Source organism: Neiella holothuriorum (assembly GCF_019457915.1).
Taxonomy (GTDB): domain Bacteria; phylum Pseudomonadota; class Gammaproteobacteria; order Enterobacterales; family Neiellaceae; genus Neiella; species Neiella holothuriorum.
On sequence record NZ_JAHZSS010000020.1, the window covers coordinates 19143 to 42788 of the forward strand.

The window sequence follows — 23646 nt, forward strand, 5'->3', positions numbered from 1 at the left end:
TAACCTAAGACAACAAAAATCGGTATGCGTTAGATCATCCTGTAAAAAAAATCCGATGATATGATTTGTGCCACTTTACCAGTAGAGATCAACATTAGTGTTAACGGTTGCGTTTGATTGTCCGGCAGATCCCGTTATCGAGCAGTTGCAGGCGCAGCTCGACCAGCTGACCTGCCCGACTCGCGATAGCCTCGTGCAACTGAGTGTGCCGGTGGCAACCATGCCTGCATTGGCGTGGCTGCAAGCCCAAACAAACTTTCCGAAGATGTATTGGAGCTCGCGCGATGGCAACCTAGAAGCTTCCGCTGTTGGCAGTATCGATCAGTGGTGGCTGGATCAGACCGAAGCGAAACGCGCGCAATGGCCGCGTTTGTATGTGGGCGAGGTGGCAGCCGAGTGGCGCTATTATGGCGGTCACGGTTTTCAGCCCGACGATGCACATGTGAGTGAACTTGGTGGCAACCGGCTCCATTTAGCACAGTGGGAATACCGTCGAGATGATGAAAAAAGCTGGTTAATTTTCAATTTGTTACTGCAGCCGTCGCGCTACCAGCAGCAATTAGTGCAAGCCCGCAAAGCACTTCTGCAACTGAAAGCAGCACAACCTATACCGCCGCAACAACTCACCATTGATCAGCAGCAACACTCACCAAATTATGATCATTGGCAGCAACGTGTGCTGCAGCTCACTTCACCTGCACAGCAACAACGTACATCAAAAGTCGTCTTATGCCGCGAAACAACACTACAAGTTGCGCAACTGGCAAACCCTTGGGGGCTGCTGGATAGCTGGCAAGCACAACAACACGGTTGTTATCAGTTTGGCATGCAAGTGGCGGCAGATAAGGCCTTTTTTGGCTGCTCGCCAGAGCGTTTGTTCCTACGCAAAAAGTACCAGCTGTATACCGAAGCACTGGCAGGAACTTGTGCGCGCGGGCAAAACCAGCAACACGACCACATTCTGGCTGGCCAACTACTCAATGACCGTAAAAATATCTATGAGAACCAATTGGTTGCTGATGATATTGAGCTGCAACTGGCAGGTTTATCACAACAAATTGATATTGAGCCGGAACCGCACTTAGTGCCGCTGGCTCAGGTTAGTCATCTGTGCCGGATCATTAGTGCTCGCCTGAATCCACAAGTCACCGAGCTGGAGCTATTGAACGCCTTACATCCCACCGCTGCTGTTGGTGGGCTACCGCGTCAATCTGCGCTTCACTATCTTGCCCAACATGAAAATGTGGCACGCAGTTGGTATGCGGGTGTTTTTGGCATGATAGGTGAAGATAGAAGCGAGTTCTGCGTTACTATTCGAAGTATGGAGCAAGATGGCCAGCAACTTCGACTCTTTACTGGTGCTGGCATTGTGGCAGGCTCCGATCCGAGAACGGAATGGCATGAGCTGAACAGTAAGCTAAAAAGCGCTATGAGTGCAGTGCAGTCGTGACTGATCAAATTTTCCCCACCCATTTCAGTCATCGTAATGAACTGTGGGCCTGCCTGCTCATTGAAGAGTTGACCCGTCAAGGTGTTGAGCACGTTTGCTTGGCGCCCGGCTCTCGGAGCACGCCATTAACACTAGCAGCCGTTAATCACCCTAAATTGCAATGCCATACTCATTTTGATGAGCGCGGCTTAGGGTTTATGGCACTCGGATTGGCCAAAGGAAGTGACACGCCGGTCGCGGTTATTGTGACTTCTGGTAGTGCGGTAGCGAACTTGTATCCGGCTATCGTCGAGGCGTATCAAACGCAGCAACCACTGCTGTTATTAACCGCTGACAGACCGCCAGAGTTGATTGATTGCGGTGCAAATCAGGCCATTGAGCAAGAAGGGATCTTTAGCCATTTTGTGGTGGCGAGGCTAAATTTATCGGCACCCAACAGCAAACTGCCGCTGGACAAACTGCTGCGCCAGTTCGGTAAAACTTGCGCGGCTGTGCATCAAGGGCCCGTCCACATTAATTGCCCGTATCGAGAGCCGCTGTACCCTGATGAATCGCAACAAGACTTTAGTGCTGACTTAGCGGTGTTGACCGATTGGCTAAGTCAATCGGCTGCGTTCTGGCAAGCGCCGACAGCGCCGACATCATTCGAATTGCCTGCTTTGCCGGGCGTGCTGATCGCGGGCGCATTAAACAAACAAGAGCAAGCCGCAGCGCTGGACTTGCAGCGTCAGCTTGGCTGGCCGTTATTGGCTGATGTGCAAAGTGGTTTGCGCGGTCGGCCTAATGTCATTAATCACCCTGAGATTACATTGACCCAGAAGCCGTCAGCATTGCTGCAGGCGCGTCAGTTTGTTCTGCTTGGTGGTCGCCTAACTTCAAAAACATTAAGCAATTGGCTGATGTCACACGAATGGCAGCATACGCTGCAGATCAGCGCGCATCCTGGCCCGTTCGATGCGGGTCTGCTGATCATGCACCGAATTAATTGCGCTGTGAATGACGCAACCTTGACCAATCCGCCGCTGCATCCGCTCGCGGTGGATGTGAGTCCGTCGTTGAACCGAGCTAGCCAACAGTGTTGGTTAGACAATCAGGACGCGTTAACCGAATTAAACCTTGCTAGCCAGTTGCAACGAAGTTTGCCAGAGCAAAGCTGTTTGATGTTGGGGAACAGCTTGCCCATTCGCTTATTTGAGCAACGCTTCAGTGGTCATCAGCCCGTGATGACCAACAGAGGCGCCAGCGGCATTGATGGCTTGTTGGCCACCGCGGTTGGGCTAGCGAAAGCAAAGCCGAACGTGCCGGTGACCTTGGTGCTGGGCGACTTAAGTTTGCTCCATGATCTCAATTCGCTGGCATTACTCGGGCAGTTCGCAGGTCCGCTGGTGGTGATTGTGCTTAACAATGACGGCGGCAACATTTTTGATTTGCTACCGGTGCCCGACCAAGCAACGTTGGATGATTACTATCGCCTACGCCATGGCTATCAGTTTGAGCAGGCGGCCGCGCAATTTCATTTGGATTATCACCAACCCACCACCATGAGTGAATTTCATCAGTGCTACCAGCTCGGGGCAAAGGCCAACAAACCTTGTTTGATTGAGCTCATCACTAAGCCCGGCCAAGCGGCTGAACAGCTCAAACAAACCATTCAAAATGCCGCAGCAAGTGCTCATTAATGCTGCCGGTCTAGATGACCAGTTACATATAGGATTACACGGTTTACCGGTTACGCCCGAACGACCGGTCATCGTTATGCTGCATGGTTTCTTAGGGTCATGCGATGACTGGCTTGAGCTGATCCAGCCCTACTTAAATCACCATAGTTTTGCACTGGTCGATTTGCCGAATCATGGCCGTAGCAGCCGAATGCGCGCTGGGCAAAATAGCTTCCATCATTGGCCGCAGTTGTTAGCCCGTGGGCTGCAGCAACTTGGTATTGGCAAGCACGCGCTGGTGGGGTATTCGCTGGGCGGCCGCTTAGCGCTTGCTTACGCAGCGCGAAAGCCAAAGGGCTTATGCGGCTTATTATTAGAATCTTGTCACCCAGGGCTTGGTAGTTGGCAGGCTCGGCTGCGCCGAAGTCAATGGCAACAGCGTTGGCAGGGCGAGTGGTTGCGGCAATCAGCGCGCGTTGCATTAACGCGGTGGTATCAGCTGCCAGTGTTTACTGATTTGAGTTCACGCCAACAAGTCGACCAAGTAAATTGCCGGCTACGGACATTAACACCTTGGCGCACGGCGCAGGCGCAAGCGCAGTTTTCATTGGCCAAGCAGCCGAATTACCGACGGTTGTTCAACGCTGCTGAATACCCAATTCACTATCTGGTTGGTGCCAACGATAAAAAGTATGCCAAACTGGCTACCACACTGAAGCGGCAGAATCCGACGCTCAGTACTTTCTTGATACAAAGAGCAGGGCACAACGTCCATGCTCACCAGCCAGAGCAATGGCTGCATTGCTTTTCGCTGTGGTTACAAACAGTTTCATTACAAGGATCTACCCATGCTTGACGAACAAACCCTCTATGCCGCAATCGACTGGCAAGCAGTTAGCAGCAAACAGTATGACGATATTCTTTATCACAAGGCTGAGGGCATCGCTAAAATCACCATTAACCGACCACAAGTACGCAATGCATTTCGACCACAAACCGTCAAAGAGATGATTGATGCGCTTGCTGATGCTCGGTATGACAGTGATGTTGGTGTGATTATTCTGACCGGGGCTGGTGATCTCGCATTTTGCTCCGGTGGTGATCAGAAAGTTCGCGGTGATTATGGTGGTTATAAAGATGAAGAAGGCACCCATCACCTCAACGTGCTCGATTTTCAACGGCAGATCCGTACCTGTCCAAAACCCGTGGTTGCGGCTGTTGCCGGTTACGCCATTGGTGGAGGTCACGTGCTCCACATGATGTGTGACTTAACCATAGCGGCGGACAATGCACGCTTTGGCCAGACAGGGCCGAAAGTCGGCTCGTTCGATGGTGGCTGGGGTGCCAGTTACATGGCACGTATCGTTGGTCAGAAAAAAGCCCGCGAGATTTGGTTCTTGTGTCGTCAATATGATGCGGCGCAAGCCTTGGATATGGGCTTGGTCAATACCGTGGTGCCGCTTGCCGAGCTGGAGCGCGAATCGGTCCGTTGGTGCCGCGAAATGCTACAAAACTCACCCATGGCGCTGCGCTGTCTGAAAGCGGCCTTGAATGCCGACTGTGATGGTCAGGCTGGTTTACAAGAGCTTGCCGGTAACGCCACCATGATGTTTTATATGACCGAAGAAGGGCAGGAAGGCCGCAACGCCTTTAATGAAAAACGTGCGCCTGATTTCGACAAATTCCCACGCAACCCATAATCAGCATGCGCTGGTTGCTGTCTATCGCTTCCAACTGACACTAACCGCGCCGCTGCAGCTGGCCCATGGCGAGTTATCAAGTCGTCACGGGCTGCTATTGCAGTTTCGCTCGCATCATAACGATCATACGCAGAGCCGCTGGGGTGAGGCTTCGCCACTGCCCGGGTTTAGTGAAGAATCTCTGGTAGACACCGAACAAGCATTAGCCCAATGGCTTACTGGTGAGCGCAGTTTTGCTCAATTGCCCGCCAGCCTGCAATTTGCTTTTGACATGGCAACGCAGCCACTGCCTTGCGCGGTTAACTTGCCTGCCTCAGCTAAACTCATCACCACTTCCGAACAGCCTGCGGCGTTGCCGGCAATGGCTAAATTAAAAGTAGGAAGCCGTAACGTTGATGATGATATCCAGCGATTTAACGACTTATCGAAGCAATATCCTAATACGCGATGGCGCCTGGATTGCAATCAGCAATGGCATTTACAAGATGCCCAGCGATTTGCCGCTGCCGTGGATTTAGCTCGCATTGAGTTCATTGAAGAGCCATGCCAAACGCTCGCAGAAACACAGGCTCTGGCGGCGCTGGGTGTGCCGGTCGCGTTGGATGAAACGTTACAGTCTTCGATCTATCAGCCGACGTTCTTTGCTGGATTAACGGCTTTGGTGTGCAAACCCATGCTAATGGGCGCCGTGTCGCGACTGCAGGTTTTGACTGAGTTCGCTCGCCAGCACCAGCTTAGCGTGGTGATCAGCGGCAGCTTTGAGAGCAACATTGGCTATGATTACTTGACTCGGTTGGCCGCACAGTTTGCGCCAGATGTGGCGCCGGGGCTGGATACCATTAATCGACTATCTTGCGATTTGCTAACGCCACGTCTGCCCTATACGTCACTGCCATGCTTGACCATCGATCAGCTGGAATGTGTTTGGTCGGCTAGAGACTGTGCCAATGACTAACAAGGTGGGTTTGATTCAACCCAATGAGAACCCCGCGATTTACCGTGGTACTCAGAACGTCAGTGGGCGTCAGTGGTGTCACTCAACGTGGCAAATCGCAGCGCGCTTGAAGGCACAAAGCAGCACTGGCCGGCTAGCCGTTTGCCATGATGACGCTTTTTTCTTGGTGCTGTTGGCTGGCGCCTGTTTAGCTGCCGGTTGGACCTTTGTTCCTATCAGTTATCGCTGGCCTCAGGCCGCGAGAACCACCATGGCGAATCAGGCCTGTGCAGATTATTGTTGGCCGAGTGATGCGTTTGATGAGTCGCTCCCCGCGTTAGCCGATCTGATTGAGATTGACCTTTTCGATGGCAAGAGACGACGCAACAATGACGAGTCATTCGCAGCGCCTCAAGCCATAGAGGCAGACTTAACTCTCCACGCCAGCGTGCTATTTACATCCGGTAGCAGTGGCCAGCCGAAAGCCGTTTTACATCAGCTCCAGCAGCATTGGGCAGCCGCCGATTACTGCAACCCGATCTTACAATTGTCGGCCAATAGCTGTTGGCTGGCTTCGTTACCTCTATTTCATGCCGCCGGTTATAGCCTGCTGATACGCTGTTTGCGAGCTGGTGCTGTCATCGCACTGCCGCCAGCTACTGGCGCGTTGACCGATTTATTACAACAACTACAGCAGGCACCTATTACGCACTGTTCGCTGGTGGCAACGCAGCTACAACGACTGCTCGAAACGCCAAAATTTCATGCCGATAACCTTACGCTACGCCATATTATGTTGGGCGGCGGACCTGTCTCTGATGCATCAATTCAGCAGGCGTCAGAACGGGGTTTTAAGCTTTACTTGGGTTATGGCATGACTGAGTCGGGAGCGGCCATTGCATTGTCTGCCGTGACCACCAAGGCCCACATTGATGTGACGGGACTGGATTGCTTGCGCGTTGATTCGCAGGGGCAAATTCAATTGCGTGGCGCCCAGTTAGCCTGCGGTTATCTTGCAGCCAACGGGTTAACGCCGCTTATCGATTCGCAAGGCTGGTTTGCAACTGGCGATGTTGCGGAATTGAGCGCTGGTAAGCTCATCATTCGCGGCCGTGCGGACAATCAATTCATTTCCGGTGGTGAGAATATTCAGCCGGAAATGGTCGAGCAGGTACTGCGCCAACACACCGATATTGAGCAGGTGTTGGTGGTGGCAGCCGATGATCGTGAATTTGGTAAGCGGCCTGTCGCATTTGTTCGGTGGCATCAACGTATGCCGAACCTGACCGAGCTGCAAGCATGGTTAGCGAGCCAATTACCGAAATTTATGTGGCCCATCCATTGGCTCGACTGGCCTCCGGAGCAAGACTCTGTCAAACCCAATCGTCAGCAGTTAGCGGCGCTAGCCGCCGGTAAAATACTGAGCAATTGCCACAACGCCAGTAATGGAGCACAAAGCGAGCGAGAATAGCCGCATGTGATCTTGGCGGAGGTTTTTGGCATAACGTTTGGCAAGCCAGTAACCAACTAAGCAGGCGGGTAATAAGGGTAACGTGAGTACAAGATGATTTGGCTGAATGTAACCAGAGCCAGCTTGTACCAACAGTGAGATGCTGGCGCTCACCACAAAAAATGCGGCCAAATTAGCGCGAATGGCGTTTGCTGCTTGATGCTGTAACAGCAGAGCCATAGGTGGCCCACCGATGCCTGAGCTGGTGCCAAATAGCCCAGAAAAGAACCCCGCCACAGCCATTCGGTTGCGGGTTGGTGCGAGGCGAAATGGCAACAGGCTAATTAACACCGCCAGTAACACGGAAGTGCCAATCACCAGCGCTAATTCGCGCGCATCAATCCAAAGTAACAATGCGCCGCCGGCTAAACTACCGGGAATGCGTCCAACAATGGCTGCCGCTAGAGGCTTTAGGTTGAGGTTTTGACGATAGTGCGCCGCGTTGACAAGCGACAGTAGCAAACCAACAAAAGTGATGGGCGCGGGGACGTACGCCGGATCAAGAAAATACAACAATGGCGCGGCAGCAATGGCTAAACCAAAACCAATGGCTGATTGTATGAATGCGCCAATGGCAATCATCACGAAGGCGAGGGCAATGGAGTAATCCAACAGCTTGTTCCAACAGTAAATACAGGCGTAGTTTACCTGAATTTTCCGTTGGGTCAGATTAGATTGCGGCGACAATAACCGTCGTTAGCTATTTGCCATTAACAGCATCAAAGTCATCTAAGACTGATTGAACCGGGTGTTGTGAGAGCAGAGAGCCAATGACGATAGCCACGACAGCTAACAGCACGCCCGGCACCATTTCATACAGTTCAAACACGCCACCACTTAATTGACGCCAAACCACCACAGTGATGCCGCCAGTGAGCATGCCAGCAAGAGCACCTGCGCGCGTCATGCGACGCCAAAACAGCGACAGTAACAACACGGGGCCAAAGGCTGCGCCGAAGCCTGCCCAAGCATAGGCAACTAAGTCCAGCACCGAGGTGTCGGGGTTCCAGGCCAGCGCAGTGGCAATCAAGCACACCACCACAACCGTAAGGCGACCGGTCCATACTAATTCAGTTTGTGTGGCACTTGGGCGCAGCCAGCGGCGATACAAATCTTCCGTAAAGGCCGATGAAGACACTAATAGTTGGGAGTCCGCGGTGCTCATGACCGCCGCCAAAATCGCAGCCAGTAAAATGCCTGCCAACCACGGATGGAACAGTACATTGACCATTTCAATGAAGACAGTTTCAGCATCACTTAACGCGGGTAATTGATGTTGAGACAAATACACCAAACCACATAAACCCACCAACAGCGCACCAATCTGACATAAGAAATTCCAGCTGACGGAAATCTTGCGCGCGGTGATAATGGTTTGATCACTTTGGGTCGCGGCAAAACGAGCCAGAATATGAGGTTGACCAAAGTAACCCAGCCCCCATGCTAGCAGCGATATAATGGAGATAGTGGTGAGCGGGAATCCTTCGGAATCGGTCATCGCGTTGAGCAATTGCGGGTTAATATCCGCCAGTTCGGTAAAGAGGCCGCCGTCGAGCTGGAGTAAGATGGCAACGGGCACAAATAATAATGCCAGCATCATCAATAGACCTTGCACCACGTCTGTCCAAGTGACGGCCAGAAAGCCGCCAAACAAGGTATAAGACACCACGCAAATAGCACCCACAACCACCGCAACGTGATAGTTCATGTCAAACACGCTCGCGAATAGTTTGCCGCCTGCCACTAAGCCTGAGCCGGTGTAAAACAAAAAGAACACCAGAATGACCAGTGCGGCAATCATTTGTAAAATACCGCTCTGATCGGCAAATCGGCGAGATAGATACTCAGGAACGGTGAGTGCATCCTGACAGCGAATGGTGTAGCGGCGCAGCCGTGTGGCCATTAATCGCCAATTGAGCCAAAAACCAAGCATTAAGCCAACCGCCAGCCAAATGGCCTCAAAACCTGCCAAGTAGGCATAGCCCGGTAAACCCAACAACAGCCAGCCACTCATATCCGAAGCACCGGCACTTAACGCCGCGGGCACGGGGCCCAGCGAGCGGCCGCCGAGAAAGTAATCCGACACGCCCTGTGTTTTGCGGTAAGCCCACACCCCGATGGCCAGCATCATGACCAAGTACAAGGCGAAAGTAGCAAGAACAGAAAAATCAGCGGTGGGCATGTGGGGTCTCATGAATCGGTAACAGTGGTAACAGACTACGCCAAATCGGCCGTGAATTCGTCTCGTTTTGCCGAGCAAGTGTTTGACTTGGCGTGATCTTGTTATCAAGTTGCTGGTTTAAACGGGTTAAGTATCACAACAAAAGATAAAACAATTGGCGCCTGTAGCAATGCTCTTATATCCATAAAGCTCAGACGTTAAACGAAACTTTTTCGAGTTCTATGGATGTAACCATTCGCGCCCTAAGTGCGGCTGAAACGTTGCCGGTTCGAATGCCGGTATTGCGCCCAGGCCGACCACTGGAAAGCGCTATTTTCGACGGTGATGATGAGCCAACCACCATTCACATAGGCGCATGTGCGGCCAATGAGGTCGTTGGTGTTGTTAGCCTAATGAAAACGCCAATGGTTGAGCAAATCGATCAGCTCGCTTATCAATTGCGGGGGATGGCAACACAGCCGGAGTGGCGTGGCAAAGGTATTGGCCGCGATTTGCTGCAAGCATGTGTGGCGGCAATGGTTGAAGTCGATGCCGATCTGATCTGGTGTAACGCCAGAAGTCATGTGGTGCAATTCTATCAAGCTGCCGGATATCAGGCGATTGGTGCGCCATTTCATATTGCCGATGTGGGGCAACACCAAAAAATGTTTTTAGCGTTGCCATAAGTTGCTGAATCTCTTCAAACTAATATTCTTGATAATCATTCGTATTTGCATTAATCTTAACGCATCTCAATTAAGGTTATGGATCTTTCATGTTCGTTTGCATCTGTCACGGTATTACCGACAAAGACATTCGCGGGGCGGTTGCCAATGGCGCCACCAGCATGAGTGATATTAAGCGTACCTTAAAAGCATCAACCCAATGTGGCAGCTGCGCCATGTTGACCGCGTCCATTGTTCGTGAAGAACTAGCAAAAACTGACACGCCTTTCTACGACGCCGCATAACCTTTGCGCAGGCATTGCTGCCTGTTATCAAAGGTTCACCAGTTCGACAAACCCTTGTCATAAAAACCTGTCAACTTACTGCCCGAATTTAATCTTTTCTTACCATTTTCGGGACATAATCATGAAAAAAGCATGGACTCGCCGCGAGTTTCTCGTGATGTCGGCGATCGGAGCGGGCAGCGCTGTACTTTCTGTTGGGCTTTCTGGCTGTGGCAGTGATAACGATGGCATTCGTGGCGCTTTCAATCACGGTGTCGCTAGTGGCGATCCGGCAGCCAATGCCGTTATTCTTTGGACCCGAGTGACGCCGGAAAAAGACGGCGATGTAGTGGTGAGCTGGCAGGTGGCAGAAGATGACGCCTTCAACCAGATCGTGATTGACGGCTCGACCACCACAACCGTCGAGCGCGACTACACGGTCAAAGTTGATGCCGCCGGCTTATCTGCTGGCACCACTTACTACTACCGCTTCAAAGTGCGTGGCCTGTATTCCCCCGTAGGGCAAACCAAAACGCTACCCGTTGGGGTTGTAGAACAAGTGCGCTTTGCCACTGTGAGCTGTTCGAATTTCCCTGCAGGATATTTCCATGTGTATGGCGAGATTGCCACCAGAAATGACTTGGATGCCGTCATACACCTTGGCGACTACATCTATGAATATGGCGCTGATGGCTATGCATCCGACTATGCTGAAGCGATGGATAGGGTCGTGCAGCCCACTACTGAGTTATACCAATTAAGCGACTATCGTCAGCGCTACGCACAATACCGTACCGATACCAATTGTCAGGCTGCTCATGCGGCTCACCCCTTCATTGTGGTGTGGGATGACCATGAGATTGCCAACGATATATGGCGCGATGGCGCTGAGAATCATGATAACACCGAAGGCGACTTTGATGAGCGCAAATTAGCGGCGCTTCAAGCCTTTTTTGAATGGTTGCCGATTCGCCCCGTTGGCAACATGGCGTTTGATGAAAATATTTATCGCACTTTCGACTATGGCGAGCTGGTGGTGCTACACATGCTCGACACTCGGGTTGTTGGCCGTGATCAGCAGTTAGATTATGCCGATTACATCGACTCGGCCACGGGTGCCATTGATGCAGACGGTTTTACCGCGGCAGTGTCTGACAGTAATCGAACGCTGTTAGGTGCAACGCAGCTAAGTTGGTTGCAGGGTCAATTGACAACTTCAACTGCGCAATGGCAAGTACTCGGCCAGCAAGTGCTGATGGGGCGTATGCTGCTGCCTGCAGCTATAGCAACGCAGCAACTCAGTATTGAACAGTATGCCGAACTTGGCGCCTTAGCCGTCCTTGCTCAGCGCGCAGCGGCAGGTGATCCGACATTAACCGCTGACGAGTTGGCTTACTTGTCGGCCAATGCTGACCGACTTACCGCTGACGTGCAGGCGCTACTGCAACTACCTTCGATTCCATACAACCTAGATGCGTGGGATGGCTATGCCTATGAACGCGAAGTTGTACTGGGCACCGCGATGGCAAACCAAGCTAATTTAGTGGTGCTGTCTGGCGACACGCACAATGCGTGGGCCAATCAACTGACCGATGCATCGGGCAATGTTGCTGGTGTTGAATTTGCCACTACTTCGGTGTCTTCGCCGGGTATGGAAGAATACTTAAACATTGCGGATGACGCTGCGCCGGCAACCGAAGCAGGGCTCGTTCAGCTGGTGGATGGCTTAAAATATTGCAACATTAACCAGCGCGGCTACATGGTCGCGACCTTTACCGAATCGGGAGCATCAGCTGAGTGGACATTTGTGAATTCAGTCAAGTCGACCGATTACCAGGTAGTTGCTGAGCGAGCGGCGAGCATGAGTGCTACTGCTGGAACTGCAACGCTCGGCTAACTGGTTGTTGAAGATGATGGTGGAGCGGCGAAATGTTAGATGGCGCTTAGCCGCTCCTATTGTACGCTGGGGTAATACGAGCAGGTTGCTGAGTTAGGCGTCTTGGTAGGTTTTAATCGGAAACCGCTCGGTGATCAGCATGGCTGGGCGGCCAGCCATGACGATACGGTAGCAGCGCCAAACTTCTTGCTGCGCTTCATCTATGCCCCAGTCCAGCACTTCACGCAAAGTTTCGCTGCGTGCTTGGCGTAACGCTTTGCCGATGCCAGCTTCGTGGCGCTCAATGCATTCAATGGTTTGCATCGGCACACGCTCACTGAGAATGACGGCTGTGGCGCGTAAATAAGTGGTATCACTCGACTTCCCCACAATTTGGGTGCTGCGGCAAATCACTTCATCGCCGGGGGCGGCGTCAAGCATGAGTAAGTCGTGATTGGATACGGGCGCGGTAGTTTGATCAACCTTGGCGATAATGGCTTCAGCAAACCAAGCTTCTAACATGGTGGAAACGGTGCCGTCAGTGCTGATCAAAACTTTCAATAAAGCGGGAAGTTGGGCGTCGTGAGTCAAGATAAATCAACCCCTTGGAAACAGGCTAATCAGTGTAACAACCGTAGGCACGCCTTTCAATTTGCAGATGGGGGCTAGGGCCTTGCCCCCACGTTAACCAAATACCAGAGGTAGCAGCCATACGGCGGCACAGGTAATGAGTGCCGTGGCTACTAAATTGAGCACAAAACCTTTACGGGCCATTTGTTTGATCTTGAGCTCGCCAGAGGCAAACACAATGGCGTTGGGCGGTGTCGCAACCGGCATCATAAAGGCGCAGCTGGCAGCCAGCGCAGCCGGGATCACAATGCTCTCCGGCGCAAAACCTAGCGAGACAGCAACGGGCCCGAGCAACGGTAAAAAACCTGCCGTTGTTGCGGTATTGCTGGTCACTTCCGTTAAAAACACAATGGCAGCGGTGACGGTAAGGATTAACACCCACAGCTGACCTGTGCCCGCTTGGCCTATGGAGTTGCCAATAAACTGTGCTAACCCACTGACTTTGATCATGCCAGCCAGAGCTAGGCCGCCGCCAAACAAAAGCAGCACGCCCCACGGCAGTTTCTGTGTGGCTGGCCAATCAAGTAGGCGCTCAGCATTGCCGTCAGCATTTTGTTTACCACTCGGAATGATGAACAACAACGTCGCGGCTAGCATCGCGATTGTGGTATCGGACAAGGGCAAGCCGGTGAGCTTCGCTAGTGGCACGCGCAAAATCCAGCCCGCTGCGGCTGCCACAAATATAATGAGCACGCGTTTTTCATGGCGATGCAAACGACCCAGCTGCTTAAGCTGCTGCTGGAATAACTCATGGGTTTGATCTGAGCCGGCGCCCTCCAAGCCACTGCGGGTTAACCAATACCACGCGGCGACCAGCAGCACACAGCACATGGGGAGGGCAAACAGCATCCATTGACCGAAGCCGATTTCAATGTGGTAGGTATCGCTAAGGTAAGCCGCGAGTAACGCGTTCGGTGGCGTACCAATCAGGGTCGCTACGCCGCCAATACTGGCGCTGTAGGCGATCCCGAGCAGCAATGCTGGTGATAAATCTGATACATCGTGATCCACTTTCAGCAATTCGATGACCGACAACGCAATGGGCAGCATCATCACGGCGGTGGCAGTATTGGACATCCACATGCTTAGAAACGCGGTGACCAACATCAGGCCGCCAACCTGTAAGCGAGGATTGGAGCCAACCAAGGTCATGGTGGCGAGGGCTATACGGCGGTGCAGATTAGAACGTTCCATTGCCAATGACAGCAAAAAGCCACCTAAAAACAAGAAGATCAACGGGTGCGTGTAAAGCGAGGAGACTTGCTTCATCGGTAAAATACTAAGCAGAGGCGCAACAATCAGCGGGGTTAACGCGGTAACGGCCACGGGCACAGTTTCCGTGACCCACCAGATTGCCATCATGATGGCTAAACCTGCGGTCATCCAAGCCGGTGCCGATAATTCTGCATGAGGCGGTGGGGTCAGGATGGTGATGAGCAGGCAGGCTAAACCAAGCCAAAGCCCCCATTGACGACTCGCACTATTAGCCATGAGTGCTCCTCTTCGATGTTCAACCCTGCACCTAGCTTAGTCGAGGTGTCTTTTTACGGGGACCGAGGGCTGGTTGCAAAACAGCCAGTTGCACGAATTTTTGATGCGGCGCAAGCTTCTGTTCGGTATTCCAATCATATCCACAACTGGCCCGCGTTGAAGTTCTGTTCAATCTGCCCCACAATGACCATCAAATCAGCTAGATGGAAAGCCTGTCACTAGAAGGCGTGCCCTATGGAACAGCCACAACTCATCAACCAAGTTTTTGACGCCATTGATGCGATCAACAAAGCCGATCCAAACATGGAGCTGCTGGAAGATATCGAGCTACCTGCTGCACTGCTTTACGGCACTCGCATGAGCAGTATGCTGGAACGCTTTGCGCCGCAAGCGCCAGAGGTCGTGCAAATTGCTGCACGTGCTCAGCACATCAAGCGCTGGGCGATTCCTCGCTCTGATTACCCAACGGGTAAAAAAGGCTATTACGATTGGCGTCAAACGCTCGGTAAAAAACATGCCGAATGGACTGGCGAAATCCTCGCTTCGCTCGGCTATGACCAACAGGTTATTGAGCGAGTAGGCGCCTTACTGCGCAAAGAACGACTCAAGGCCGATCCTGAGTGCCAGCAATTAGAAGACGTGATTTGCCTCGTCTTTTTGGCCCATTATGCCGAAGCCTTTGCCGCTCAGCATACGGAAGAGAAGGTCATTGATATTCTGCAAAAGACTTGGCGAAAAATGTCTGACGCTGGCCATGCTTATGCACTGGAACAAAGTTACCCGTCAGCGGTACAAGGGTTGATCGCAAAAGCCTTAGGGTAATTTTTATTGCTGGTGCAGCTCATGTGCCAGCAACCATTCCTTTCTTGTAATTCCTCCTGCATATCCCGTTAACTCGCCATTGCTACCAATTACGCGATGGCAGGGAATCACAATCGCAATTGGGTTGCGGCCATTGGCGGCACCAACAGCTCTTACCGCCTTAGGCTTGCCAATGCTGACCGCTTGCTCTGAATAGTTGCGGGTTTGGCCCCAAGGAATCGTTTGTAAAGCTCGCCAAGCCGCTTGTTGAAAGCTCGTTCCTGCGGGAGCCAACGGCAGCTCGAAGCTTGTTCGCTTGCCCGTAAAGTACTCGCTGATTTGCTGCTCGACCTTGAGTAGGCTTGGGTGATGAGCTTGTCCAATGGGCAGAGCGGAGTCTGTTTGGAATGAGTCGCTGAATGCTAAACGAATCAACGGACAGTCAACTAGCGCGGTATCTGAAATCGCGATCATCTCGCCTAATGGCGTCGCAAATTGATGGTAGATCAAGCTACTCACGGTTGGCTCCCTAGCTGATTCCAAAGCTGAAACGTCGCATAACTGCCCCACGGACTTACCTCTGCTGCTTCAAGCGATAAACCACTCGCTTTTAGTGCATTTTTAACGCCAAGGTCTGATTTTAAAAATATGTTGGGGTTCGATAAGCCGCGAAGCTTCACGTAGTCCACTGTCCAAGGACCGATTCCTTTGAGTGCAAGCCAATCGTCGGGCTGGCTGTCACCATGCTGGCGGCAGTAACTAGCCAGGTTAAGCAGGCTTTGCCTGCGGCTATTGGGCATTTTCAAAAACATCAAATCGGATTCAGCTACTGCCTGCGGGGTTGGGAATAGCTTGGTCGGGGGATTAGCGTCCGGTGTGTCGGTTTGTTGCTGTGGCAGTCGTTCCCCCAGTTCTTGCACGACTTGCTGCACTAAATTTCGAGCAGCTTTTACCGAAACTTGCTGGCCTAAAATAGCGCGTACACCAGCCTCAAACACACTCCATATGCCGGGTAAGCGAATGCCAGAAACAAAACCATGGGTGAGCCCCGCTTGTTTTAGATGCCCATCAATCACATGACTATCGGCATCTAAATCGAATAACCGCCTGATCTTGGCAATCAGTAGCGGGAGCGCTGATAAATCATTGAGTTGAACGCTTAGCTGAAGCGCGTTGGCGGACTCATGGTGGCGCACGTCAAATCGTGTTTTTTGACCATTGAGCTCAATGGTTCGCGCATAACTATGGTCACCAACTTGCTCTAATCCATCAATGGCGCGGGCACGCAAAAAAGCCAACATTTGCGCCCAATTAAATGGTGGCCGATAGGCCAGCTGCAAGGTGACGGTTGGCACGGTTGACGGCACCTCTTGTCGCCGCCGGATCTGGCGTGGTTGTAGTTGCAAGGTGCTGGTAAATGCATCGTTAAACCGGCGCACACTATTGAAACCGCTAGCCAGCGCGATTTGGGTAATCGGTAAGTGGGATTGATGCAGTAATTGTTTGGCGAGTAGTAAACGTCTACTGGCTTCAAACTGTTTGGGCGATATGCCAATAAAGCGCTGGAACAACTGGCGCAAATGGCGATCGGAAACGCCCAACCGCTCACTCAGCTTGGCCAAGGTTTGATGCTGTAAGGCGCCTTGGTTGATAAGAGCAATGGCTCGCTGCACCGTGGTTTCAACGCCGCGCCACGCATAAGACTGTGGCGCTGAATCTGGCCGGCAGCGCAAGCAAGGCCGAAAGCCCTGATGCAAAGCGGTAGCAGCATGAGCAAAGTAGCTCACGTTTTCCTCAAGCGGCGGCGAGGCAGGGCAAATGGGGCGGCAAAAAATGCCAGTGGTTTTCACCGCCACAAAAAAACGACCATCAAAGCGCGCGTCACGAGCTAGCCGCGCTTGTCGGCATTGCTCGTCAGTTAACGTATTAACGAGTGACTGTTTTGTTGTCTCGGTTGCCATACTTGTTGCCTGCTGGGAATACGGAAGTGCTCGTTGCTTGGCCTAGATTAACCCAACGGCTAGTTGAAACTAGCCATTTTCGGAACTGAATGATGCGATGAGCATTGCGTGTGCGGGCAAGAAATTGGCAACAAGCCGGTTGTTATTCGCTTGAATTAAATTTTTATTCAGGTGTATAGTGGCTCCGCTTTGTCGGAGTGCCCTGCGCCTGATTGATTCAGGACCGAGGCTGAGATCGCAATGCTGATGATTTAATTCGTTGAATCCAGCAAGCGGAATCCGAGAACCTGATCAGGCTAACACCTGCGGAGGAAACAAGGCCGGAATCGCCCGAATGCGCGTGATCTTTTTACCCTCACTCGTATGCAAGCGACATCCCCTTATGCATTCTCTCTTGCCTAGCATGGCAAGGCGCTATCAGGTTCTCCGTCTCGTTTAACTCCGTCTGGCTTTAACAAATTTGATGATAAGCCTAACGAGAATGAACTGGAGAGCTTCATGTCGACCCCTACTCGTCGCGAACAGCGTCAGCAAGCGCAAGACTTCTTAGATAACTTAACCGCCCAACCGTATCCGAATTCAACGCGTGTTTATGTTGCCGGTGAGCTGCCCGGCGTGAATGTGGCCATGCGCGAGATTAGCTTGAACCCAACCTTGGTTGGTGGCAGCGAAGATGATCCGCAATTTGAAGACAATGCGCCAGTGCGGGTGTATGACACATCGGGGAGCTATGCTGATCCGGCTGCTGAGATTGATGTGCGCAAAGGGCTTCCCAAGTTGCGCGCCCAATGGATTGCAGAACGTAGCGACAGTGAGCCGCTCGATTCCGTCACGTCACAGTATGCGCAGCAGCGCCTAGCGGATGACGGCCTCGACCATATTCGTTTCGAACATTTGCCCAAACCGCGAGTGGCCAAAGCCGGCAGGTGTGTAACGCAAATGCATTATGCGCGGCAGGGCATTATTACGCCTGAAATGGAATACATTGCTATTCGCGAGAACATGGCGCGGGCGCAACACAATGACAAGATTCAGCACGCTGGCGAATCGTTTGGCGCCAACCTCCAACAAGAAATTACCGCCGAATTCGTTCGTTCAGAAGTCGCCCGCGGACGCGCCATTATTCCTGCCAACATCAATCACCCTGAATCTGAGCCAATGATTATTGGCCGTAATTTTCTGGTCAAAGTAAACGCAAATATTGGTAACTCGGCGGTAACCTCGTCGATTGAAGAGGAAGTTGAGAAGTTGGTGTGGTCAACCCGTTGGGGCGCCGATACCGTCATGGATCTATCGACAGGCCGCTATATTCACGAAACGCGCGAGTGGATTGTGCGCAATTCGCCGGTGCCAATTGGCACTGTGCCCATCTATCAAGCATTGGAAAAAGTAAATGGCGTGGCGGAAAACCTGAACTGGGAAATTTTCTGCGATACGCTGATTGAGCAATGTGAACAAGGGGTGGATTACTTCACCATTCATGCCGGTGTATTACTGGCCTATGCGCCAATGACTGCTAAACGTTTGACCGGCATTGTGTCGCGCGGTGGCTCGATTATGGCGAAGTGGTGTTTGTCGCACCATACCGAGAGCTTTCTCTACACCAACTTCCGCGAGATCTGTGAAATTTGTGCGCAGTACGATGTGTCGCTGAGCTTAGGGGATGGTTTGCGACCGGGGTCGGTTCAAGATGCCAATGATGAAGCGCAACTGAGCGAGCTTTACACCCTGGGTGAGTTAACCAAAATTGCGTGGGAATACGATGTGCAGGTCATTATCGAGGGCCCTGGCCATGTGCCCATGCAACTTATCAAAGAGAACATGGACAAGCAGTTGGAAGCTTGCCATGAAGCACCGTTTTATACACTTGGCCCGTTAACCACCGACATTGCGCCTGGCTATGATCACTTCACTTCAGGCATTGGGGCTGCACAAATTGGCTGGTATGGCTGCGCCATGCTCTGTTACGTAACGCCCAAAGAGCACTTGGGGTTGCCTAACAAAGACGATGTGAAAGAAGGTTTGATTACCTACAAGATTGCTGCTCATGCGGCGGACTTAGCGAAAGGCCATCCGGGAGCGCAAGTGCGTGATAATGCTTTGTCGAAAGCACGCTTTGAATTCCGCTGGGAAGATCAGTTCAACTTGTCGCTCGACCCTGGGCGCGCGCGCTCCTATCACGATGAAACCATTCCACAGCAGTCAGGCAAGGTAGCGCACTTTTGCTCCATGTGCGGGCCTAAGTTTTGTTCAATGAAGATCACGCAAGAAGTGCGAGAATTTGCAGCGAAACAAGAGGCAATTGCAGTGAAACTGGTGGATATGGATGGCAACCCGGAAATAGCTGAGGCAGGCATGAAGCACATGGCCGAAGCATTTAATGAAACCGGCGGCAAACTCTATTCATTGGAGCACTCAGAAGCAGAAACGGAAAGCTAGCTGTCTGCGGACGCCGCTCATCCTTCGACAAGTTGGGATGAGTGGTGTGTCACTAATTATTGAGTAAAGTTGTTACGTTTCCCTTTAACCTGAAGTGATAACCAGACCAAACCGGTCGCTGCATCGGTCCAGCGTTGGACCAAGCGTGAATACATAAAAACAAAATGAGAACAATATGAGCTGGCTTCCACACACAGTGATCCAACCGTACCAAGTACTGACGCCCAATAAGCCCATTGTGTGGGCTATTGGCGGCTCAGATAGTAGCGGTGGGGCGGGCATTCAAGCCGATATTCAAGCCATCAATGGCCTACGCGATGACGATGCGTTGGGGCACCGAACGGCGGCGCAGGCGTGTACCCTAATCACTACCGTTACGGCGCAAAATTCTGAGTCCGTGTCGGATCTACTGGCCATGCCGTTGGACTTACTCGAGCAACAATGGCTGCAATTGTTGGCTGACATGCCGCCGGCGGTCATCAAAATCTCATTGTTGGCAAACCCAGCACAAGTCGAATGGCTGGCGGAGCAGTTGGCTAATTGGCCTGCTGGATTACCGCAGCCGCTAGTGATTTATGATCCGGTGGCTATTGCTAGCTCGGGTGATACGTTAACTGCAGAGCCCATTTTGGATGCAGTTAAAAATGACTTGCTGCGTCATGTCGACATCCTTACTCCTAATGCCAATGAAGTGCTGGCAATGACCGGAATCGCGTTGTTATCGAGCGCTGATTTAGACCGAGCATTCGCCGTGTTGCGGCAACACGGCGTTAAGACGGTGCTGTTCAAAGGCGGTCATACTGGGTTGCTGATGGATGTACCTGTCACCGACGATCACGTGCTCGATGCTTGGACCAATGGCGACCATTGGCGCCTTTGCCTGAGCCCTCAGTTAAACACTCATCACGGTCATGGTACGGGCTGCAGTTTTGCTGCCTCGCTCGCCAGTGCGCTAGCGCAAGGCTACGCCTTGGAAGACGCCTTTGCGCTTGCTCATGCTTATGTGCAGCAAGGATTAAAAGCTGCCATTGGCCAAGGCAAAGGGCCGGGGCCTGTGTTGCATTTAGGTTGGCCAAAACATTGGCAGGACTTTCCGAAAACCGCTAACGAATTAGCCGAGTTTGATACTGAGCACACTGAATGCCAGCCGTGCCCCAATCGATTAGGGCTATATCCGGTTGTACCGACGATTGAGTGGTTACAGCGACTGTTGGCATTTGGCGTAAAAACGATTCAGTTGCGGGCTAAAGGCTTGTCGGATGCGCAAGCTGAACCCTTGGTGAAGCAAGCGGTTGCTTTGGGTAAACAATATCAGGCGCGCGTGTTCATTAATGACTACTGGCAACTGGCCATCAAGCATGGTGCCTATGGCGTGCATTTAGGGCAGGAAGATGTCACCGATGCAGATGTCGAAAAAATAGCCAGATCAGGCATTAGGCTTGGCTTGTCGACGCATGGGTACTTTGAAATGTTGCGAGCAGTTCAACTTAAACCCAGCTATTTGGCGCTTGGCCATATTTTTGCCACCACAACCAAAGATATGCCGTCCACACCTCAAGGGCTGCAAAAGCTAGCACAACAAGCGTGTTTATTGGCTTCTAGCGATCTTAGAATTTCCTCTGTAGCCATTGGAGGTATCGATTTAGAACGCGCTGAGCAGGTGATGCGAACTGAAATTGGCAGTATCGCCGTAGTGCGTGCAATGACCCAAGCGGCGGACCCAGAACAAGCCAGCCAAGACTGGTTAAATTTGGTTGGCGTCGGTGACGATAATATTGCCTGAGCAAGCATAAACAAAGAGGTTCACGACAGCATCGAATGAAAATTTTAGTGAATGATGAAGCTATCGAGCTCGCCACTCGGGCGACGCTCAGCCAGTTACTTGAAATGCTCGAGCAGGATTTGAATGGAGTTGCGGTAGCCGTGAACCAGAATATCGTCCCGCAGCATGACTGGCGTGATTATCGATTAACAGACCAAGACAAGGTTGCTTTGTTCCGCGCTATTGCCGGCGGATAGCGGCAGTAGCGTTGCCCGAATAACCCATGAACAAGCAATTAGATCACAACAAGGCGGTTATTTTCCATGTTCAACATTGCAGATAAAACCTTTGAGAGCCGCTTATTCAGCGGTACCGGTAAATTTGCCGATCCACAATTGATGACAGATGCGATTATCGCCAGCGGCACTCAGTTAGTCACCATGGCGATGAAGCGCGTGGACTTGAATCGCGCCGATGACGACATTTTAAGCCCACTCATTCAAGCAGGTGTGCATTTGCTACCAAACACGTCGGGGGCAGGCACGGCTGATGAAGCGGTATTTGCGGCTCGGTTAGCGCGCGAAGCGCTGGGTACTCACTGGGTAAAACTGGAAATTCACCCTGACCCGAAGTATTTGCTGCCCGATCCCATTGAAACGCTTAAGGCGGCACAAATCCTAGTCAATGAGGGCTTTGTGGTATTGCCTTATATTCATGCTGATCCGGTGTTGTGTAAACGCTTGGAGCAGGTCGGATGCCAAGCAGTGATGCCACTTGGTGCGCCAATTGGATCCAATAAAGGGCTTAAAACGCGCGATTTTCTGGAAATTATCATTGAACAGGCGAATGTCCCTGTCATTGTGGATGCGGGCATTGGGGCTCCGTCTCATGCTGCTGAGGCAATGGAGTTGGGCGCTGATGCTGTGCTTGTGAATACTGCTATTGCCGTGTCGCCCGACCCGGTCAACATGGCACAAGCGTTTAAACAAGCGGTTGCTGCAGGCCGACTAGCCTATGAAGCCGGATTAGGAGGCATCAACCAGACCGCTGTTGCTTCGAGCCCGTTGACTGCATTTCTCGATCAGCCCATGACGGTGGAATCTTAAAGTGGTGTTTCAATCGTCGGCAACATTGAATCATGCACAGCCGCAACCAACATCTTTTGCGCAGGTGCTCAACCAATACAACTGGGATGACATTCGGTTAACGATTGGCAGTAAAACTGCGGCCGATGTGCATCGCGCATTAGCGCGCTCAGATGCTCAGCAACGCTTGTCGTTGGCTGATTTTATGGCATTGATTTCGCCTGCGGGCGAAAGCTACCTAGAAGCGATGGCACAGCGCTCGCTAGCATTAACCCAACAACGTTTTGGCAAAACCATTCAGCTGTATGTGCCCTTGTACCTATCGAATTTGTGCTCCAACATTTGTACCTATTGCGGCTTTTCCATGCACAACGCCATTCGCCGCAAAACTCTCGACATGAGCGAGCTTGATTCGGAAGTTGCGGCTATTAAACAATTGGGGTTTGACCATCTTCTGCTGGTGACGGGCGAATCGGAACGTAAAGTTGGAATGGACTACTTTCGGCAAGCGATCCCACGAATTCGGCCACACTTTTCGCATTTATCGATGGAAGTACAGCCGCTGGCCACTGAAGATTATGCTGAACTCAAAACGCTGGGCGTTGATGCCGTGCTGGTTTATCAGGAAACCTATTCGCGCCGCACTTATGCTGAGCATCACCTAAAAGGCAAAAAAAGTGATTTTGACTGGCGTTTGGCAACGCCAGAGCGACTTGGTGCAGCGGGTATGAACAAGATCGGTATAGGCGCATTGATCGGTTTAGATGATTGGCGTACTGATTGTTTTATGGTGGCGTCGCATCTTAATTTTTTGCAAAAGCGTTACTGGCAGAGCCGGTTCTCCATTTCGTTTCCTCGGCTTCGTCCTTGCGCTGGTGGGCTAGAGCCCAAGTCAGTGATGACCGATAAACAACTGGTGCAGCTTATATGCGCTTATCGGCTGTTTAACCCGGAGTTGGAATTGTCGTTGTCGACTCGCGAATCGGCCGCTTTTCGTGATCAAGTGTTGCCGCTTGGCATCACTACCATGAGCGCGTATTCTCAAACTCAACCTGGTGGTTACGCCAATGCTGAGCCTGCACTTGAGCAGTTTTCCATTAGTGACGAACGCAGCCCTCAACAGGTTGCCTCGGCTATTCGTCAACGTGGTTATCAGCCAGTATGGACCGACTGGCAGTCAGCCTATGGCCGGCAAACCGTTTAGAACATAAGTAACAAACTGATGAGCTGGTTTATCCC

Annotated in this window: 21 protein-coding genes; 15 read left to right on the forward strand and 6 right to left on the reverse strand. The window is 51.9% G+C overall.

What is annotated here, in order from left to right; all coding sequences use genetic code 11:
* Positions 1–97: 97 nt before the first annotated feature.
* From K0504_RS14385 to K0504_RS14410, 6 genes are read left to right on the forward strand one after another with little or no spacing between them, the layout of a single operon-like run.
* Complete coding sequence (locus tag K0504_RS14385; RefSeq protein ID WP_220104848.1) at positions 98–1450, forward strand: isochorismate synthase; 1353 nt, start codon at positions 98–100, stop codon at positions 1448–1450.
* Positions 1447–3129: a 2-succinyl-5-enolpyruvyl-6-hydroxy-3-cyclohexene-1-carboxylic-acid synthase gene (menD, locus tag K0504_RS14390; RefSeq protein WP_220104849.1), complete on the forward strand. Its 1683-nt coding sequence runs from the start codon at positions 1447–1449 to the stop codon at positions 3127–3129. Before K0504_RS14385 ends, menD begins: the two co-directional genes overlap by 4 nt.
* The gene (locus tag K0504_RS14395; RefSeq protein ID WP_220104850.1) at positions 3107–3964 is read left to right on the forward strand and encodes an alpha/beta fold hydrolase; all 858 of its coding nucleotides are present in this window, start codon (positions 3107–3109) and stop codon (positions 3962–3964) included. Before menD ends, K0504_RS14395 begins: the two co-directional genes overlap by 23 nt.
* Positions 3957–4808 carry a 1,4-dihydroxy-2-naphthoyl-CoA synthase gene (menB, locus tag K0504_RS14400; RefSeq protein WP_220104851.1) on the forward strand — a complete coding sequence of 284 codons (852 nt, stop codon included), beginning with the start codon at positions 3957–3959 and terminating at the stop codon, positions 4806–4808. The genes K0504_RS14395 and menB overlap by 8 nt, the downstream gene beginning before the upstream one ends.
* Positions 4762–5763 (forward strand): o-succinylbenzoate synthase, encoded by a 1002-nt coding sequence (gene menC / locus K0504_RS14405; protein ID WP_220104852.1) that lies wholly within the window; start codon positions 4762–4764, stop codon positions 5761–5763. The genes menB and menC overlap by 47 nt, the downstream gene beginning before the upstream one ends.
* Entirely contained in the window at positions 5756–7213 is a 1458-nt protein-coding gene (locus K0504_RS14410) for an AMP-binding protein (RefSeq protein ID WP_220104853.1), read from the forward strand. Before menC ends, K0504_RS14410 begins: the two co-directional genes overlap by 8 nt.
* Here K0504_RS14410 and K0504_RS14415 read toward each other — a convergent pair.
* Both K0504_RS14415 and putP read right to left on the reverse strand, forming a co-directional pair.
* Positions 7145–7864, reverse strand: coding sequence for a sulfite exporter TauE/SafE family protein (locus K0504_RS14415; RefSeq protein ID WP_225918159.1), 720 nt, complete (start codon positions 7862–7864; stop codon positions 7145–7147). The genes K0504_RS14410 and K0504_RS14415 overlap by 69 nt on opposite strands.
* Positions 7865–7952: 88 nt before the next feature.
* Entirely contained in the window at positions 7953–9434 is a 1482-nt protein-coding gene (putP, locus tag K0504_RS14420; RefSeq protein ID WP_220104854.1) for a sodium/proline symporter PutP, read from the reverse strand.
* Between the two features lie 221 nt (positions 9435–9655).
* Here putP and K0504_RS14425 point away from each other — a divergent pair, with 221 nt between their 5' ends.
* The 3 genes from K0504_RS14425 (at position 9656) to K0504_RS14435 (ending at position 12259) form a co-directional block, all read left to right on the forward strand.
* A complete protein-coding gene (locus K0504_RS14425) occupies positions 9656–10099 on the forward strand; it encodes a GNAT family N-acetyltransferase (RefSeq protein ID WP_220104855.1) in 444 nt (147 codons plus the stop codon).
* Between the two features lie 89 nt (positions 10100–10188).
* Positions 10189–10383 (forward strand): (2Fe-2S)-binding protein, encoded by a 195-nt coding sequence (locus tag K0504_RS14430; RefSeq protein ID WP_220104856.1) that lies wholly within the window; start codon positions 10189–10191, stop codon positions 10381–10383.
* Positions 10384–10504: 121 nt separating this feature from the next.
* Complete coding sequence (locus K0504_RS14435; RefSeq protein WP_220104857.1) at positions 10505–12259, forward strand: alkaline phosphatase D family protein; 1755 nt, start codon at positions 10505–10507, stop codon at positions 12257–12259.
* Between the two features lie 93 nt (positions 12260–12352).
* On the opposite strand, the gene K0504_RS14440 is transcribed toward K0504_RS14435, so the two are convergent.
* Complete coding sequence (locus K0504_RS14440) at positions 12353–12829, reverse strand: chorismate--pyruvate lyase family protein (RefSeq protein ID WP_220104858.1); 477 nt, start codon at positions 12827–12829, stop codon at positions 12353–12355.
* Between the two features lie 93 nt (positions 12830–12922).
* A complete protein-coding gene (locus K0504_RS14445; protein ID WP_220104859.1) occupies positions 12923–14359 on the reverse strand; it encodes an SLC13 family permease in 1437 nt (478 codons plus the stop codon).
* Positions 14360–14593: 234 nt separating this feature from the next.
* Here K0504_RS14445 and K0504_RS14450 point away from each other — a divergent pair, with 234 nt between their 5' ends.
* Complete coding sequence (locus K0504_RS14450) at positions 14594–15181, forward strand: DUF4202 domain-containing protein (protein WP_220104860.1); 588 nt, start codon at positions 14594–14596, stop codon at positions 15179–15181.
* Between the two features lie 3 nt (positions 15182–15184).
* On the opposite strand, the gene K0504_RS14455 is transcribed toward K0504_RS14450, so the two are convergent.
* Positions 15185–15679 (reverse strand): methylated-DNA--[protein]-cysteine S-methyltransferase, encoded by a 495-nt coding sequence (locus K0504_RS14455; protein WP_318837985.1) that lies wholly within the window; start codon positions 15677–15679, stop codon positions 15185–15187.
* Positions 15676–17121, reverse strand: coding sequence for a DNA-3-methyladenine glycosylase 2 family protein (locus tag K0504_RS14460; protein ID WP_220104861.1), 1446 nt, complete (start codon positions 17119–17121; stop codon positions 15676–15678). Before K0504_RS14460 ends, K0504_RS14455 begins: the two co-directional genes overlap by 4 nt.
* A 486-nt stretch (positions 17122–17607) precedes the next feature.
* Between K0504_RS14460 and thiC the strand changes: the two genes are divergently transcribed.
* The 5 genes from thiC (at position 17608) to thiH (ending at position 23611) form a co-directional block, all read left to right on the forward strand.
* A complete protein-coding gene (gene thiC / locus K0504_RS14465) occupies positions 17608–19560 on the forward strand; it encodes a phosphomethylpyrimidine synthase ThiC (RefSeq protein ID WP_404823014.1) in 1953 nt (650 codons plus the stop codon).
* A 175-nt stretch (positions 19561–19735) separates the two neighbouring features.
* Positions 19736–21343 carry a thiamine phosphate synthase gene (gene thiE / locus K0504_RS14470; RefSeq protein ID WP_220104863.1) on the forward strand — a complete coding sequence of 536 codons (1608 nt, stop codon included), beginning with the start codon at positions 19736–19738 and terminating at the stop codon, positions 21341–21343.
* A gap of 35 nt (positions 21344–21378) precedes the next feature.
* Entirely contained in the window at positions 21379–21579 is a 201-nt protein-coding gene (thiS, locus tag K0504_RS14475) for a sulfur carrier protein ThiS (RefSeq protein ID WP_220104864.1), read from the forward strand.
* Positions 21580–21645: 66 nt separating this feature from the next.
* Positions 21646–22428: a thiazole synthase gene (locus tag K0504_RS14480; protein ID WP_220104865.1), complete on the forward strand. Its 783-nt coding sequence runs from the start codon at positions 21646–21648 to the stop codon at positions 22426–22428.
* 1 nt (position 22429) lies between these two features.
* Positions 22430–23611: a 2-iminoacetate synthase ThiH gene (thiH, locus tag K0504_RS14485; protein ID WP_318837986.1), complete on the forward strand. Its 1182-nt coding sequence runs from the start codon at positions 22430–22432 to the stop codon at positions 23609–23611.
* Positions 23612–23646 lie beyond the last annotated feature (35 nt).

Excerpts from the sequence above, each read along its gene's own strand:
- K0504_RS14395 (WP_220104850.1), top strand. The coding sequence starts at position 3,107 with ATGCCGCAGCAAGTGCTCATTAATGCTGCCGGTCTAGATGACCAGTTA.
- menB (WP_220104851.1), top strand. The coding sequence starts at position 3,957 with ATGCTTGACGAACAAACCCTCTATGCCGCAATCGACTGGCAAGCAGTT.
- menC (WP_220104852.1), top strand. The coding sequence starts at position 4,762 with ATGAAAAACGTGCGCCTGATTTCGACAAATTCCCACGCAACCCATAAT.
- K0504_RS14410 (WP_220104853.1), top strand. The coding sequence starts at position 5,756 with ATGACTAACAAGGTGGGTTTGATTCAACCCAATGAGAACCCCGCGATT.
- putP (WP_220104854.1), bottom strand. The coding sequence starts at position 9,434 with ATGCCCACCGCTGATTTTTCTGTTCTTGCTACTTTCGCCTTGTACTTG.
- K0504_RS14425 (WP_220104855.1), top strand. The coding sequence starts at position 9,656 with ATGGATGTAACCATTCGCGCCCTAAGTGCGGCTGAAACGTTGCCGGTT.
- K0504_RS14430 (WP_220104856.1), top strand. The coding sequence starts at position 10,189 with ATGTTCGTTTGCATCTGTCACGGTATTACCGACAAAGACATTCGCGGG.
- K0504_RS14435 (WP_220104857.1), top strand. The coding sequence starts at position 10,505 with ATGAAAAAAGCATGGACTCGCCGCGAGTTTCTCGTGATGTCGGCGATC.
- K0504_RS14445 (WP_220104859.1), bottom strand. The coding sequence starts at position 14,359 with ATGGCTAATAGTGCGAGTCGTCAATGGGGGCTTTGGCTTGGTTTAGCC.
- K0504_RS14450 (WP_220104860.1), top strand. The coding sequence starts at position 14,594 with ATGGAACAGCCACAACTCATCAACCAAGTTTTTGACGCCATTGATGCG.
- K0504_RS14460 (WP_220104861.1), bottom strand. The coding sequence starts at position 17,121 with ATGGCAACCGAGACAACAAAACAGTCACTCGTTAATACGTTAACTGAC.
- thiE (WP_220104863.1), top strand. The coding sequence starts at position 19,736 with ATGAGCTGGCTTCCACACACAGTGATCCAACCGTACCAAGTACTGACG.
- thiS (WP_220104864.1), top strand. The coding sequence starts at position 21,379 with ATGAAAATTTTAGTGAATGATGAAGCTATCGAGCTCGCCACTCGGGCG.
- K0504_RS14480 (WP_220104865.1), top strand. The coding sequence starts at position 21,646 with ATGTTCAACATTGCAGATAAAACCTTTGAGAGCCGCTTATTCAGCGGT.